Here is a 15036-nt window from a genome sequence, read left to right on the forward strand (position 1 = left end):
GCGGGCGAACCGGGGACGGGGGTGAGGCGGCGGCGATGGCGTCCGCGGTCAGCAAGGCAAGGATGCAGGCGAGCATTGCCATCGATGGCGAGATGTGGAGCCCTGCTTGGTCAGACTGTGCCGTGGCAGAACTGGCGACCACCTGGTTCTCGTGACCCATTCCGATCATCGACGAGTCGAGGCCGTGGTCGGCGCTCATACTGTGCATGGCGAGCAATCCGCCAAAGATCGCTGCCACCAGGCCAAGCATGACCGCTCGCCAAGCCGAGGAACGCGGAATGTGAACTGTCGGCGATGAATGTGATGTCACGCTGCAACTCCTTCCCGATCCAACAGTAACGCGATTACCCCACATACCCCCTGGGAGTATCAGCTACAGCTGATCGGGTGCGCGCGAGCGTCGACAAAGCTCTCCGGCTCGTGATGTGTGTCGACGACCATCCACAGGTCGGCAAGATCACCAATCCGACGCCGGCTCGGGAACGAGAATTGGAACGCACGAGGGACAGGTCGAGCAGTTCCGGCGGGATGCGGCGGAGTGTGCCGGCATCGCTGGTCTTCATGTTGAAGAGCTGATCGACGAGGACGTGGACGATTTCACGAGGCGTCGTCTCGAGGGCATCCTGTTCGAGTGCGGTGAATCTCGACTTCAGTTCGTGGTTCGTGCCGTTCCGGGACCCGCCGGAAACCGCCCCATTCGCGGTTGCCGAGTAGAAGGGGAATTGATTTGCCGCCGCTCGCGCTTTCATCAACGCGGGTTTCTCGGTCATGCAGCTTGTCGATCAGGACGGTGATGCAAACCCACTAGAGCTGGCGTCGACGGAGCTCGTTGGGTCGGCGGAAAGGTGGGCGCTGGGTGTCTGGGTCGCTTGCGGCCGGGCCGACCACGATGATCACACACTCCTCGCCCGCATTGGCGGTGTCTGGTGCAGGCAGATACCCGAACAGCACTAACCCGCGAAACCCTGATTCCCCCATGCTCTCGCGGCGGGTGGGCCCTAGATCCGCTATGAAATTGGACGAGTGCGTGCTGGCCGTCTCGTGTTGGAAGCAGCCCACCCCGAACTCATTCCTGTCGCCACACACCCACCATTCCCAGACACCACCACCCCGTGACGACGACCCGAAATGCTCAGACTCAGTTCGCGACTGGGATATTCAACCCCTCGAGGTCTGGGCGCTTGATAGTGGCGTGCTGGATCATCTCCACTTCGTCGGCTGGCCAGCTATTTGATGCGCTGGTTGTGCTGTCGTCGCGCCCAGAGGGTCGCCGTTCGGCTGAGGGCCAGGGCGGCCGCGAAGACGAGTGCGGTGAGTTCGAGGATGACGATCACGATCCGGGCATCGATCGTGATGGCGCCGATGTCGATGAGGGCGGGGTGCTGGAGCCGGCGAAGCATGTCGAGGCCGGCACCCGCAGCAATGAACGTGGCGATGATCGCATCGAACCGTGGCCGGATCGCGACCCAGATGCCTGCGATGACCTGGAGGAGGGCGATGGCCCGCATGAGGAAGCCCTGGCTCACGGTGATGCCGAAACCGAGTCGAACGGATGTGAACTCATCGACCTGAGGGGTGACCCAGAACGCGATCGCCGCGGATACGAACAACGCGGCTGGGACGGCCCACCGGCCGGCTCGACCGTACCCGGCCAGCACCGTCACGAGCATCCTCCTTCTCGGGAGTACTTCTTGCTCAACGTCATGGCGGCTCCGGTGGATGGTGGCGTCAGCGGGTTCGATCGACTTTTTCGGCGCCCTGCAGGCTGCCGGGCAGCTGCTGGGTGCGCGACTGCGATGGCAGGGAGATCACGCCGATCAGGCGCTCGAGCGGACCCCGCCCGAGGAAGAGCCGCCAGAGCGTGGCGAACACCAGGCTGCAGAGCGTGAGGGTGAGGAAGGGCAGCCAGCTCTCGGCGCCCGGGGCTCCGAAGCCACGCCAAACGGTGAGCGCGAGCACGTGGCCGGTGTAGATGGTGAGAGGCATCGACCCGACGGCTCGGAGAGGGAAGAGGACGAGCCCGGCGACCCGCGCGACGACGCCCATCCCGCTCGTCACGAGGAGCAGGGCCGCGATCAGGGCTACCGCGAAGCCGATGGCGCTCACGTGCTCGAGCAAGTCGCCCAGGAAGGTGCCGGGGGCGCCCGGGAGGGAGGTGGTGAGCACCGCGTCGACCACGGCCGAGAACAGAACGACGCCCCCGAGGAGCAGCAGGAGCTGCGTGCGGCGACGCGAGAGGTCGAGCCGCGAGATCGCGTAGCCGAAGCCCAGGAATGCGAGCCAGATCAGCACCGGATAGCTGCCCGTCGTGAACCAGTCGAGGAGCTGCAGAAACTCGGTGTGCACAGCGAGCGTCAGGTTGAGTGAGGTGCCCACCCAGAGCTTCACCGCGGTGCCGACGACGAGGAGAACGGTCGCGCTCACCAGCAAAGCGGTGTTGCGCACCAGGAGGAACGGCAGGGCGATGAGGAAGAGCAGCCCCCAGGTGTCGAGCACGATGGACACGCCCGACGACATGGTCTGCAGGAACAGACCGAGGGCGATCAGGAAAACGCCGCGGATGGCGATCGTGCGGCGTAGCTCGCCGATGTCACCACCCCGCCGCAACCCGGAGGCGACGAACAGCCCGAGTGCCAGCCCGCCGGTGATGGCGAAGAGGGTGCGCGGCCGTTCCCCGCCGCTGGCGATGGTCAGGAGGTGGGCCCATCCGCTGGCCTGGTCGGGCTGGGCGTGGGCGATGAACATGGTGAGAACCGCGTAGCCGCGGGCGATGTCGATCGCTGCGATGCGATGGTCGTTGAATACCTTCATGAGCGTCTGTCTCCATAGAGCTGAAGGCGGCACGTTCGAATCGGCCACGTCTCGTCGATCGTCGATTGTAGATCTGCGGATGCTCACCAGACTACGGCCATGCGCGGTGATGTCCTGAATTGAGGACTGCGCCTATGAGCTCTGGATTCAATCGCCCGTCAGGAGGACGTCTCACCTGCTCCGCTCTGCCTGCCGACCGACCGGGCTGCGACTCACGACGACCACGCAGAGAGCAATCGCGACGGCGAGCACCAGACTCACCACTCCCGTGCCGATGCCGACGCCGCCGCGCTCGGGGCCCACTCCCAGCCAGTCGGCGAACGATGCCCCCACCGGCCGAGTCAGCACGTAAGCGATCCAGAACGCCACCACCCCGTTCAAGCGGAAGTAGCGATATCCGAGCGCGGGCACGGCGATCGCAGCGGTGAACAGCAACCCGGACGTGAAGTATCCCAGACCGAGAACGGTGGCCGTCAGATCGCCGGCCGCGGTGCCGAGCGCGAAGCTCGTGAGCACGGTGGCCCAGTAGAAGATCTCCCGGCGCCTCGTGTCGATGCGATGGATCGACAGCGTGCGCTCACTCAGATACCAGGCGCCGAACACGATGGCCAAGGCTGCCGCGAAGGCTCCGGTGGAGACGGCGTAGGGGATGCCGAACTGCACGTGCGCCACATCGGCGGCCATCGTGCCGAACACGCTCACCATCACCACGGTCAGCCAGTAGACCCACGGAACGTACTGCCGGGTGCGGAACTGCAGAGCGAACGCGATCAGGAGAGCCGCGAACGTGAGGGCGACCCCCACCACCGGGTCGATCGTCGTCACGATGAAATCGGACGTGGTCTCGCCCATACCCGTGGTGAGGATCTTGGTCGCCCAGAACAATGCGGTGATCTCAGGAACTTTGTTCGCGAGAGTGGCGACCGGTCGGCGCACGCGTCCTCCTTCGGGATCCAGGGCGATGAGGCCGACATTAGCGTCGTCGTCCGGGAAAGTCCGCACAGCGTCACGAACGCGACGAAGTGCGACGCGGTGGACGCGCTCGCTCAGCTCCCGAGCGAGAAGGCGATGCAGTAGCGGCCGAGGTCGATGTCGTCACCGGTGTAGGCGCCGTTTTCGAACTTCACGTTCTGCGTGACCTCGACCTGGATGACACCCGCGTGGCCGTCGGCGTTCGACTCGAAGACCTGGTCGGCGACGCTCAGCGCGCCACCGTCGTTCACCATGTTGCCCCCGCCCATCGCGATGACGGCCCCGTCGTCTTGGATGTAGCCGAGTTGGTAGCTGTAGGTGGGCGAAGCACTCTCGTCATGCCCGTCGTACTGGAAAGCGAGCTCCGACCCGTCGCCGAACACGGCTCCCGGCTCGGGCACCGCACTCATCGCCGGATCGCTGAAGAGCTCCCAACCGGCGGTCTGGATGTCGTCACAGCCGGCCGCCGCGCCGGCATCGGCCTCCGCGGGGTCGACCGGGGGAGCGTCGGCGGAATCGACGCCCCCGTCTCCCGGCGAGCCGGCCGACGGCGTCGTGCTCGCACAGCCCGTCATGAACGCGCCGGTCAGCAGGATGAACGAAGCGGCGGCGACGAGCGCGCGTCGGGACGAGAAGCGGGAGTCGGTCATACCGCCATGATCGAACGGGCGGGTAGGGCAGCGCGGTAGGGGTGCGGCTCATTCATTCCGCGACATCGGGGCCCGCGGATTCGGCCCCTGCGGCTTGCGGGCCTGCGACATCCGGCCCCAACGCCGCGGCGAACCGCGCGATGCTCACCCGCGACGAGACCTGCCAGCGACGCCGGATGTCGGCCATGTGCTTCTCGACCGCCTTGACACTGATGCCGAGCTCCGCTGCGATCTGATCGTTGCGCTCGCCGAGGGCCACGTGCCGCGCCACATCTCGCTGGCGGGGTGTGAGCGGTGCCGCGGGCGCAACCGTGTCGACCGCCAGAAGGCCGATCAGCCGGGCAGCCGCCGCCGTGCGCGACGCCACCCCGAACGCCGCCAGCACCCGCGACACGTGGGCGCGCGCGGTGTGCGGCGACACGTGCAGCTGCTCGGCGATGCCCGCGTTGTCGAAACCTTCGACGAGCAGCAGGGCCACGGTCTGCTCCCGTGGGGAGAGCCCCTCCCACCCGCTTCCGGCTCGCGGGCGCAGCCGACGGCCGATGCCTCGCAGCTCGCGGGCCGCCGAGCGCTCCGCCGCCCGGTATCCATCGGGCCGAGCCGACGCCGCGAGCGCCTCGAGACCGGCCTGCGCGGCACCCCGCTGTCGCAGGGCCACCTGCGCCCGGGCGCGCACGATCTCGCCCTCGGCGGCCTCGACCATCCGTCCTTCAGCCTGCGCGCCCGCGATCGCCGACTCCGCGAACCCGAGGGCGTCGCCGGCGTTCCCGCGTGCGAGCGCGACGCGACTGTCGAGGCGGTCGACGATCGAGCGCGCGATCGGGTCGGGCGCGATGCTCCGCGCCTGCTCCTGCCACGCCGCCGCGGCCTCCACGTCGTCGGCGGCGAGAGCGGATGCGACGAGCAGCTCGAAACCCAGCGCCCGGTCGATCACGGGGAGGCCGGCGAGCTCGCCTGGTCCCTCCGCCGCGCCCGCGCCGCCCGCCGCGAGCACGAAATGGGCCGCCGCGTCGAGATCGGCCGTGGCGACGAGCCCGTAGGCGACGAGGAGGTAGCATCCGCTCGAGACCCGGTCGTCCGGGCTCCCCACCGTGCGGGTGACCTTCTCGGCCAGCCCGCGCACCGTGCCGCGCTCGGCCGCGTTGCCCTGCGCGAGGCAGAGCGTCGCCTCGGCCAGCAAGCGCATGGCCGGGCCTTCGGCCTCCGCTGCGGCCTTCTCGCCGAGCGCCACTGCCTCGGCGATGCGCCCGCGGAAGGCGAGCAGCCGCACCCTCGTGACGCGCATCATCCCCAGGTAGGGCGAGCCCGAGTCGCCCGACGGCAGCAGCGACTCCGGCAGGGCGTCAGAGCGCTCGACGATGCTCTCCGCGAGCTCGAGCCGCCCGCACGCGAGCGCCGCCTCGGTCAGCACGTGCGCGACGACGGCGCGGATGCCCGGGGCGATCTCGTCGAGCGAGCCCCGTTCCGCGCAGGCGATCGCGAGGTGGTCTGCGCCGACACCCACGCCGGCATCGGCGGCCGTCACCGTGCCCGATCGGGCGAGGCCGCTCACCGCCAGCGCGAGCATCCGGCTCAGGGGATCGGGGCGTGCGCCGTCGCCCGCGCTCGCCACGCACGCCGGGGCCGCCGCCGCGCTCGCTCGCGCCTGTGCCGCGCTTCCCGCGGCAGCCTCGTAGCGCTGCGCGAAGTACTCGGCGAGGGAGCGGAGCCCCAGCAGCACCGGGTCGGCGGGAGCATGTGCGAGCTCTGCGTCGCACCAGTCCACCGCCTCCGCGGGTACGAGCGCGGCGAGGCGGTCGAGCACGGCGCGGAACGCGTCCTCCGTCGCACGGCGCTCCCGCATGCCGCAAGCCTAGAGGTGGGGTTCCGGTATCCGCACGCGGGTTGCTCGAGATCCTCGACGACGAGCCCGTGACCACGAGGTGTCACATGCAAATCGTGACCACCCGCGAACTGCCGAACCGCAGCGGAGAGATCCTGCATCACGTCGAGGCGGGAGAGTCTGTGAACGCACTGCACCAGGTGCCACTGCCGAAGACAGTTGCCAGGAATCGGGTCGATCGCATGCCGTCTAACCGAGCATTTCTCGACTCCTTTTGGTAAGCTTGAGGTATGCCCATCACCCCCGAACTCGACCGGATTCTCGCGGATCTGCGCGTCGCGGTGGGTGCTGCTTATGGTGGTGTTCCCGATAAGGAACTGCTGGCCGATCTGGCCGCGGTGGAAGCTGTCGGGCGGGTGGTGGACGCGGCACGCGTGCGGCTCTCTGGCGAAGTGGGCGCACGGTCTCGGCGGGAGCTCGGCGACGACGGGTTGAGCCGGTCGCAGAACTTCACCAGCCCCTCGAAGCTGGTCTCCGCGGCGACCGGCGTATCAGAGGCTGAGGCCGCTCGCCGGCTCGCGCTCGGGGGTCGATTGCGGGGTGCGGTGCAGCTCGGCGGGGTGGAGGGGCCGGTGCCGTTCCCGCGAGTGAGCGAAGCGTTGCAGGCAGGGGTGCTCGCGGTGGAAGCGGCCGGGGTGATCGTGAAGCGGTGCGCACAGCTCGCCGCACGGGGCCTCTCCGGAGTCGTCGTGGCGGAGGCCGAGCAGACTCTCGTCGACGAGACCGTGCACGGGTGTCTGACACCGGATGACACGGCGCGGCTCGCGATCCGCCTGCAGGAACTGCTCGACCCGGATGGCGCTGAACCACGCGACGAGGTGCAGCAACAGCAACGGTCACTCACCTTCGCCGCCTCGTCCGCAGACGGGATGGTACGCGGCAAGTTCGCCCTCACCCCCGAACAAGCCGGTGTCTGGGTGGGCAGTATCCAAGCGCTGCAGAGCCCCAGGGTCGCCGGCCCCCGCTTCCGCAGCGAGGATGAGTCCGTCGCCGACTTCATCACCGCCGATACTCGCACCCAGGCGCAGAAGAACGTCGACACCGTCACCGAGTTGATCACGCGCGCGGCGTCGGCGCCGGAGATGCCCCATCTGAACGGGTCGGTCACCACGGTGCACGTTCACGCGACCCTGACCGATTTGGAGGCTGGGCGCGGTGTGGGGTGGATCGACGGAGTCGAGGAGCCGGTCGCGATCTCGACGATCGAGCAGTTGCGCTGCCACGCCTCCACCGCCACCACCCTCTTCGGCGACCATGGGGAGGTCTTGCACCACGGAAAGTCTCGGCGGCTGTTCAGTCCTGCGCAGAACCGGGCGTTGGCCGCCCGCGACGGCGGCTGCGTGTGGCGGGGTTGTCAACGGCCGCCATCCTGGTGTGAAACCCACCATGTCGACCCGTGGGGGTCTGACGATCATCCACCAGGACGTACGGATATCGACAACGGTGTGCTGCTGTGTCACTTCCACCACAGCCACCTCCACAAGAGCGACTGGAAACTCGTCATGCGAGACGGGGTGCCGCACCTGATACCTCCGCGCTACCTCGACCCCGAACAGTGCCCGATCGCGACGACCCGCCGCCGCACCACCCTGCCCCCAGAACTCCCCACCGCCGCCTGAAACGGCCCCGCCGGTCGGGTCGAACCCGAACCAGGACGTCGAAATCCTGCCCCGCCCGCGAGCGGTGCGGAACTGCAGCGGCGGCAGACGGATGCCCCGCCTCTCGCGCCGGAACGCGGGGGACGGGGCATCCGGATCAACCGATCCGATCAGGTCAGCCGGCCGCGCAGGCGGTGAGCGACTCGACGTCGGTCGACAGCGAGTTCACCCCGCCGAGCAGCGTCACGCGGGTCGCCCCGAGCGAGGCGATCTGCGCCAGCGTCTCCGCCGGAACACAGGTGCCGGGCACCGTGAACAGCGGGCCGCCCACCTTCGGCGCCAGAGCCGATCCCGCGAGGGCGTCGGGGAAGTTGGCCCCCGTCGCCAGCAGCACGCGGTCGGCACTGGTGAAGAAGTGCGCGTTGATCGTCTGCGACGCGGCGTACCGGTCCGCACCTCCCAAACGCACCGTGGCCGCGATCGCCTGGGCGTCAGCCTCGATACCGGGGGAGACGGATGCCTCACCACCGGCGATCGCGATCGACGTCACTCCCAGATCGGTCAGCAGCTTCGTGGTGGCGGCGTCGAGACCATCGGCCGAGCCGTCGACCAGGATGACCGGACCGGCGGCACCGATCGCGGCACCGGCGGAGAGGGCATCCGGGAAGTTCCGCCCGGTGGCCAGCACCGCGGTGGCCGCACCGGAGGGGAACGCCGCAGCGGCCACGGCACGAGACGCTGCGAAGCGGTCCGCGCCACCCAGGCGGGTGACCGGCGCGATCGAGCCGAGGGCGGTGCCGACGGCCGAGCTCACGCTGGCCTTGCCACCGACGATCACGATCGACTCGGGGTCGAGCCGCTCGATCTCGGCCTTCACGACGGCCGGCAGCGAGTCGGGGGCGGTGAGCAGCACGGGAGCGTCGGCCACGGCCGCAGCGGGTGCCGCGGAGAGCGCATCCGGGAACACGGCGCCCGAGGCGACGTAGACCGTCTTCGCTCCGTCGGGGAACCCGTCCTTCGACGTGTTCACCGCGACCTCGTAGCGGTCGGCGCCGCCGATGCGGTCAACGGCAGGGCCGACGGTCACGTCGGCGAGCGACGTGAAGCGCGTCCCGGCGCCGGTGGCGCTGAAGACGGTCGCTCCGAACACCGTGTCGGCCGGAACGGTCGCCTCGAACGAGACGGTGCCGTCGGTGCTCACGACGGTGCCGACGAGCACTCCGCCCAGGGTGAGGGAGACGGATTCGCCGACCCGGAACCCGCTGCCCGTCACGGTCACCACGTCGCCGCGGTTGAGCGCTGCCGAGGAGACCGTGAGCGTGCCGGGCGTGGTGAGCGCCGCGGCCTCGGCACAGGCGTCACCCTGCGCGCCGACCTCGGGTGCCGAGGGGAGCGGGGTTCCGTCGCGCGCGACGACCCCGTCGTCTTCCCGCACCAGGATCTTGCCGAACGAGTCGCCGATCGTGACGCCGCCCTGGGTGTTGGTCGCGTTCGTGATGAAGGACGCGGTCGCGCTGGTCGACGTGGCCGAGTCGCCCTGCACGGGCACGGTCACCACCTTGCAGACCTCGCCCGGAGCGAACTCCACCTTCTGCATCGCCGACAGCACCTTGCCGCTCGACGACGACGGGATCGTGCTCACGAACACCGTCGCGGCCTCCTCGGCCGGCCGGGAGAGCACGACCGGAACGTCGACCGACGAGGCTCCCGCACCTTCCTCCACCGCGACATCCGGAACCGACACGACCGGACGGGTCGAGACCGTCGGCGTTCCGAGCGTCGGCGCCGTGAACAGGCTCAGGTCAGACAGCAGCACGCCGCCGGCAGCGCGCGGCTCTGTGAAGCGCACCTGCTGCACGTCGGAGAGGTCCACGCCCTCGAAGGCCGAGACCGGCACCGCGATCTGCTGCAGCAGAACCTTGCGCAGCGGGTTCGTCGAACCCGGCAGCACGGTGAGGGCGTCGCCGAACTGCGATGCGGTGACGGATGCGCTTCCGCCCGATCCGTCGACCAGCGTCACCGTGAGATCGGTGCTGCCGCCGATCGCCACCGAGTCATCCGGCGAGACGCGGAACGACAGCTGCTCGAAGCCCGAGAAGTCGGTCGCCGCAGCCGGCACCGGAACCCGCAGCTCACCGGCCGCCGCGGACGGCGACGCCGGGGTGCTGTAGGTGAAGTGCAGCGACGGAGCCGAGGGCACCGAGGTGGCGCGGCCGTTGCCGTAGATGGCGCTGGTGAAGCCGTAGTCGGGTGCCTGCGCGAACTCGAGCTCGGTGACGCAGTACGGCAGGGTCGCCGGCACGTCGAGCGGGCTCATGCTCTCGCAGTTCTGGTAGGTGCCGGCCCCGACCGCCTGGATGGTGGTGTCGGGCGCGTCGAAGTTCGCGATGTCGACACGGTCGGAGGTGGGCAGCGTCGCCGAGACGCGCACGTCGGCACGGCCGGCCGAGGCGGGCTCGGCGTCGGAGCCGTCGAACATCGGCATGAACTGCTGCTCGTCGCCGAGGGTCAGACGGAAGAACCCGGCGATGTAGGCGTTGCCGAAGGCGTACTGCTCGTCGGCGGTCAAGCGGGTGGGAGCGGATGCGCCACAGGTCGGATCGGTCTGGTTGCGGTCCATGATCGACCAGTCGTCACTGGTGGCGACAGGGTACTTTCCGGGCGTCCACGCGGTGTTGAAGTAGTTGTGGTTCGTGCCCATCACGAGCACGGAGGAACGCAGCACGTCGTCGCCGTAGGCGTGACGCGAGTCGTCGATGTACTTCTGGCCCATCTGGTCTTCGACGTCGCCGTCGCAGTAGGGCAGGATGACCGCGGTCGGCACATCCGGAAGCGTCATGCGCGAGTAGTCGGTGGGCGCCAGCGGAAGCACGCCCTTGATGCCGAACGGCTCGCCCTGCTCCACGTTCAGCAGTGCGGCGCGAACGACGCCCTCACCACCGCGCGAGTGGCCCATGAGGCCCACGTTGTCGAGGTCGAGACGCCCCGTCAACGCGGCGGGGAGACCGACGGACTGGCCGTCGTTCGTCTCGCGGAGGAGCGTCAGGTGGTCCATCACCAGCTGCGCGCGAGCCGCGGCGCCGGTGTCGTCGGCCAGGGAGCCGTCGAGCGCGTTGATCGCGTTGGCGGAGATCGACACCACGGCGTAACCCTGCGAGGCGAGGATCTGCGCGGCGTCGTTGTAGCCGAGGTAGCTCTCGACGTCGACCTGCCCGGCGTATCCGGTGGCCTCGTCGGCCGGGTAGCACGGCCACGCGCGGGCGACGGCACCCTTCGGGATCGCGCCCGCGCACGAGGTGTGCCGGCCGTGCAGGAACACGACCACCGGGCGCTCGCCGGGTGCCCCCACGGGCATCCAGACGGCGGCGCGGATCTCGCCCTTGCGGTTGAAGCCGCGGATGTCCTCTGCCTCGTCGCCGAGGTTGTAGTCGTCGCGCTCGACCTCGTACTGACCGGGGATCGACGGGTCTTCCGACAGCTCCGGAGCATCCGCCTGCGCGAGCGGAACCTGCTCGGTCAGCGACCGCAGGTTCGACCGGTCGACGGGCGCGTCGATGGCCGGGTCACCGGCGCCCGACCAGCCCTGGTCGATCACGGTGGCGTCGGCGACCGCGGGGTCGGTCGTGGTGATGGTGAGGGTCAGGCCGTCGAGCGACTGGGTCGCGATGCCGAGCTCCTCGCCGTCGGCCCAGAGGGTCGGGGCGTCGCTGCGGATCTCGAGCGGCTCGGCGAGGGTCTTCGTGACCTCGTAGCCGCCGGGGACCTCGACGACCGACCAATCGTCGCCCGAGGCGACGGGTCCGGCATCGGTCGGCGCTGTGGCCGGTGCAGTGGTGGTCGCGCCGGCGGCGAAGGCCGGCGCGCTGAGAAAGACGGGAGTTGCTGCGACGAAGAGGCTCGTGGCGATGGCCACATTCCTCCACGCTCTTGCTGATCTGGACAAGATGCTCCTGTTCGGGTGACGGATGGTGTCGCTCACAGGCAGTTTCTTGCCGGATTCATCGGCGGGAAGGTCAGAACCCGCCAGTGGGCCGAAGCCCAAGATATAAGTCGAGATGTGCAACATATGTCGGGGAAACACGATCGAAACGCATTGTTTACCAGACGCGCGTTTGGGGAGCTTCGGAGGATGTGCACGCCGAGTCCACAGCGCACGACGGATAAATCTCGCATCTCGACCAACTTCTCTCCAATCTCACCGCCGACCGGAGCTGACGCCGCTGCGGCCGCCACGATAGCCAGAACCACGATTCAGAACACGAATCGACCAAGCCATCAAGTAGGGGGACCAATGGGCGGCACAGACGGATTCGGCGACAACGCAGAGCAGGACGGCGCCGCCGCACACAAGAACGGCATCGAACGCCGGTCACTCGTTCTGGGCGCGGCCTGGAGCGTGCCGGTGATCGCATTGACGGTTGCCACACCGCTGGCGGCGGCGTCCGTGCTGACTCCGACGCTGGCATTCGTCAATGGCCCGTACACGGCTGCCGCCTGCGGGACGTTGAACGACGTCACCCTGTTGCTGACCACAGACGGCACGACCCCGGACCCCGGCAAGGTCGTCACCGTGTCGCCGCCGGCCGGGTTCACCTGGTCGGACGGAACGACGACGGCGCGCAACTTCACGACGAACGCGAATGGACGAGTGGTTCTGCCGTCCATGACGGCCCCCACCGAGAACGGCACGTTCGCGCTCAATGCCGTTTCCGGTTCGCTGACCGCCTCGCAGAACGTGACCGTCTCTGGCGCCACGGCCACCATCTATCACCTCGACGGATCGCCTTACCCGGCGATTCCCGGCGGGGTCACCGTGGACTCGTTCACCGACAACTACAACGGCACCACTCGGGTCACTGCCTTCTTGGGCAGCGACGGGAACCTCTACCGCTCGGTGAACTCGGGCGCCTGGGCCGTCTACGCCACCGGGGTCTCCGACTTCACAGCCAACCAGAACGGCGCCGGTCTCGTGTGGGTCTCGGGCAACACCGTGTTCAGTGACTCCGGTTCCTACCCGGCGACGCCGGGAGGTCAGACGATCGCCGACGTGCAGGACACCTGGCAAGGTGGTGTGCGCGAGACATACATCCGCACCGCCTCGGGCAACGTCTACTCGTCGGTGAACAACGGACCGTGGACCCTCAAGCTCACAGGAGTGACGGTCTGGGCCACAGAGAAGAACTCGCGCGGTGGCGTCGCGGTCAAGGACAACCAGGTGTACCTGATCAACACCGGTAACGCCATGGCCGCGACACCGGCAACTGTCACCATCGCGCAGGTCGCCGACTCCGTCGGTAACAACTCGCAGACCCGCACCATCTTCATCAGGGGAATCTCCGGCCGCATCTTCGTCTCCACGAACGGCAGCCCCTGGAGCGTGGTGACCAACAGCAGCAGCATGATGGCGCCGAACAACAACAACTCCGGCGGCGTCTACGTCGACAACAACCAGGTCATCACCATGAGCGGCACCGCCTTCCCTCCGACACCTGCCGGCGCCACCATCGGGAGTGTCCAGGACACCTACGACGGAACGGGAACTCGGATCACCACGATCCTCGGCACCGGTGGCCGGCTCTACCGGTCGACGAACCTGGGTGCGTGGACTCTCGTGGCCAACGGAGTCAGTGACGTGCAGCTGAACGAGAACGCCGCGAGCGGCGTCTACGCCATCCCGAACTGCTGACCGTGCTCGCCGCGCCGGCGGTCGACCCCGAGTCGATTCGGGCGAACTGAGAGCAAGACCTTCGGCATCGCGGCCTTTCCGCCCGAGTGCGGTGATGCGGCGACGCGAAGGGCGGGCGGCTTTCCCAAGAGCAGCTCGTCATGAGCGGCCCCGCGCGCGATCCATTCTGAATCGGCACCCCACACCCATCGATTCGGACCCCAACCGGACCGCGCGCGGGGCACGCGTTCCCTGCCCAAGGAGGGCGCATGAGCAGAATTCCTTCGTCGCAGAGGGCTGGCACGCAGAGACAGAACGCGGATCGCGCCCGGACGCTCCTCAGAGCACTGGTCGTGATCGTCTCCGCGACGGCCGCCGTGACCCTCAGCGCGATCGCTCTGGCGATCCAGCCATGACCTTCCGTACCCCCCGAACTGGGGGTGGGGTTAATTTGATCCGAATGAGGTGAAAAGGGCGAATCTGCCGGGTTCGTCTTCGGAAGACTGACGCGAGACCGACGACGTTTGCTCGATTCCAATACGGAGGATCGTCGTGACCTTGAACCAGCAGCAACCCATGACCGCGCACCGCGGTCTGGTGGGTGACGATGCCTGGGCGTGGGTCGCGCGAAACGGTTGGTCGGGTTCGGCGCCGTCGCTGTTGCAGTTGTCGGCGAACCGGCTCAGCACTGAGAGCTTCTCGGTCGCGCGCATTTGGCAGTCGGGCGCCCGTCTGAGCCGTATGCCGGACGGAAAAGGCGAGGCTGTGCTCATCCTGATCGGCATAGACGGTCTCTCGACCGTCCGGTCCGGCGGCCGGGAGTGGATTCTCGGGCCGAATCGGATCCTCATCGCCGACATCTCCGCCCCCATCGAATTGAGGTCGTCGGACCCGACCGCCCGGCTCGAGGTGTTGACGTCCCGACATCGGCTGGGCACGAGTGTGATGCTGCTTCGTGAGCCGATACTGGCGATGGACATCGAGGACGGCTACTGGAGGACTCTGGCCGCGCTGGTGGTCACGGTGCTCGGCACGGGAATCGACACCGGCGATCCCGGCTTCCTCTCGCTCCGCACCGCCATCGAAAGCGTCATCACGGCGGCCGTCGCGCAATCGGCCTCGACGCCCGGCGCGCTGAGGCAATCGCACGTCAGCGCGCTCAGCCGGGCGCAGCGTGCCATTGAAGAGCGATACTCCGACCCAGCCTTCTCGGCGTCCGAACTCGCGCGATCGCTTGCTGTCTCGCCGGCGCAGCTTCATCGCCTCTTCGCTCCCACCCAGACGCGTCCGTACCAACTCATCCAGCGACGGCGGGCGACACGAGCGATCGACTTGCTGGCGCAGTCGCCCGATGCAGGAGCCCACGCCGAACTCGTCGCGAGTCAGAGTGGCTTCCCGTCGGTGCGGACGATGTGGCGTACGCTCAAGCTGATGGACGCGGTCTGATCGGTCATGCTG

11 protein-coding genes are annotated in these 15036 nt (G+C 68.3%); 4 read left to right on the forward strand and 7 right to left on the reverse strand.

Annotation, left to right across the window (positions count from 1 at the left end; genetic code table 11):
* Positions 1-344: 344 nt before the first annotated feature.
* The 6 genes from BLW00_RS23045 to BLW00_RS16650 all read right to left on the reverse strand — a co-directional run bounded on the left by BLW00_RS23045 (position 345) and on the right by BLW00_RS16650 (position 6276).
* Positions 345-770, reverse strand: coding sequence for a hypothetical protein (locus tag BLW00_RS23045; RefSeq protein WP_139256761.1), 426 nt, complete (start codon positions 768-770; stop codon positions 345-347).
* A gap of 456 nt (positions 771-1226) precedes the next feature.
* Positions 1227-1664, reverse strand: a complete 438-nt coding sequence (locus BLW00_RS16630) for a hypothetical protein (RefSeq protein ID WP_139256762.1) — start codon at positions 1662-1664, stop codon at positions 1227-1229.
* 64 nt (positions 1665-1728) lie between these two features.
* The gene (locus tag BLW00_RS16635; protein WP_092556288.1) at positions 1729-2811 is read right to left on the reverse strand and encodes a heparan-alpha-glucosaminide N-acetyltransferase domain-containing protein; all 1083 of its coding nucleotides are present in this window, start codon (positions 2809-2811) and stop codon (positions 1729-1731) included.
* Between the two features lie 171 nt (positions 2812-2982).
* Positions 2983-3747, reverse strand: a complete 765-nt coding sequence (locus BLW00_RS16640) for a COG4705 family protein (RefSeq protein ID WP_245741641.1) — start codon at positions 3745-3747, stop codon at positions 2983-2985.
* A gap of 110 nt (positions 3748-3857) precedes the next feature.
* Complete coding sequence (locus BLW00_RS16645) at positions 3858-4433, reverse strand: hypothetical protein (RefSeq protein ID WP_092556290.1); 576 nt, start codon at positions 4431-4433, stop codon at positions 3858-3860.
* A 52-nt stretch (positions 4434-4485) separates the two neighbouring features.
* Positions 4486-6276, reverse strand: a complete 1791-nt coding sequence (locus BLW00_RS16650) for a helix-turn-helix domain-containing protein (protein WP_092556292.1) — start codon at positions 6274-6276, stop codon at positions 4486-4488.
* A gap of 269 nt (positions 6277-6545) precedes the next feature.
* Here BLW00_RS16650 and BLW00_RS16660 point away from each other — a divergent pair, with 269 nt between their 5' ends.
* The gene (locus tag BLW00_RS16660) at positions 6546-7934 is read left to right on the forward strand and encodes an HNH endonuclease signature motif containing protein (protein WP_092556296.1); all 1389 of its coding nucleotides are present in this window, start codon (positions 6546-6548) and stop codon (positions 7932-7934) included.
* Positions 7935-8088: 154 nt separating this feature from the next.
* Here the strand turns inward: BLW00_RS16660 and BLW00_RS16665 are convergent, their stop codons facing one another.
* On the reverse strand, positions 8089-11826 hold the full coding sequence (locus tag BLW00_RS16665) for a cell wall-binding repeat-containing protein (protein ID WP_092556298.1): 3738 nt from the start codon (positions 11824-11826) through the stop codon (positions 8089-8091).
* Positions 11827-12204: 378 nt separating this feature from the next.
* Between BLW00_RS16665 and BLW00_RS16670 the strand changes: the two genes are divergently transcribed.
* From BLW00_RS16670 to BLW00_RS16675, 3 genes are all read left to right on the forward strand, one after another.
* Entirely contained in the window at positions 12205-13599 is a 1395-nt protein-coding gene (locus tag BLW00_RS16670) for a hypothetical protein (protein ID WP_092556300.1), read from the forward strand.
* Between the two features lie 248 nt (positions 13600-13847).
* On the forward strand, positions 13848-13994 hold the full coding sequence (locus BLW00_RS23550) for a hypothetical protein (RefSeq protein ID WP_175494334.1): 147 nt from the start codon (positions 13848-13850) through the stop codon (positions 13992-13994).
* Between the two features lie 136 nt (positions 13995-14130).
* Entirely contained in the window at positions 14131-15024 is an 894-nt protein-coding gene (locus BLW00_RS16675) for an AraC family transcriptional regulator (RefSeq protein WP_139256763.1), read from the forward strand.
* The last annotated feature ends 12 nt before the right edge of the window (positions 15025-15036 follow it).

Origin of the sequence: Herbiconiux ginsengi (assembly GCF_900107435.1) — a bacterium.
Lineage (GTDB): Bacteria > Actinomycetota > Actinomycetes > Actinomycetales > Microbacteriaceae > Herbiconiux > Herbiconiux ginsengi.

What these genes read in the sequence shown, in the direction of transcription:
- BLW00_RS16670 (WP_092556300.1), top strand. Translation starts at nt 12,205, where the DNA reads ATGGGCGGCACAGACGGATTCGGCGACAACGCAGAGCAGGACGGCGCC.
- BLW00_RS16660 (WP_092556296.1), top strand. Translation starts at nt 6,546, where the DNA reads ATGCCCATCACCCCCGAACTCGACCGGATTCTCGCGGATCTGCGCGTC.
- BLW00_RS23045 (WP_139256761.1), bottom strand. Translation starts at nt 770, where the DNA reads ATGACCGAGAAACCCGCGTTGATGAAAGCGCGAGCGGCGGCAAATCAA.
- BLW00_RS16635 (WP_092556288.1), bottom strand. Translation starts at nt 2,811, where the DNA reads ATGAAGGTATTCAACGACCATCGCATCGCAGCGATCGACATCGCCCGC.
- BLW00_RS23550 (WP_175494334.1), top strand. Translation starts at nt 13,848, where the DNA reads ATGAGCAGAATTCCTTCGTCGCAGAGGGCTGGCACGCAGAGACAGAAC.
- BLW00_RS16650 (WP_092556292.1), bottom strand. Translation starts at nt 6,276, where the DNA reads ATGCGGGAGCGCCGTGCGACGGAGGACGCGTTCCGCGCCGTGCTCGAC.
- BLW00_RS16645 (WP_092556290.1), bottom strand. Translation starts at nt 4,433, where the DNA reads ATGACCGACTCCCGCTTCTCGTCCCGACGCGCGCTCGTCGCCGCCGCT.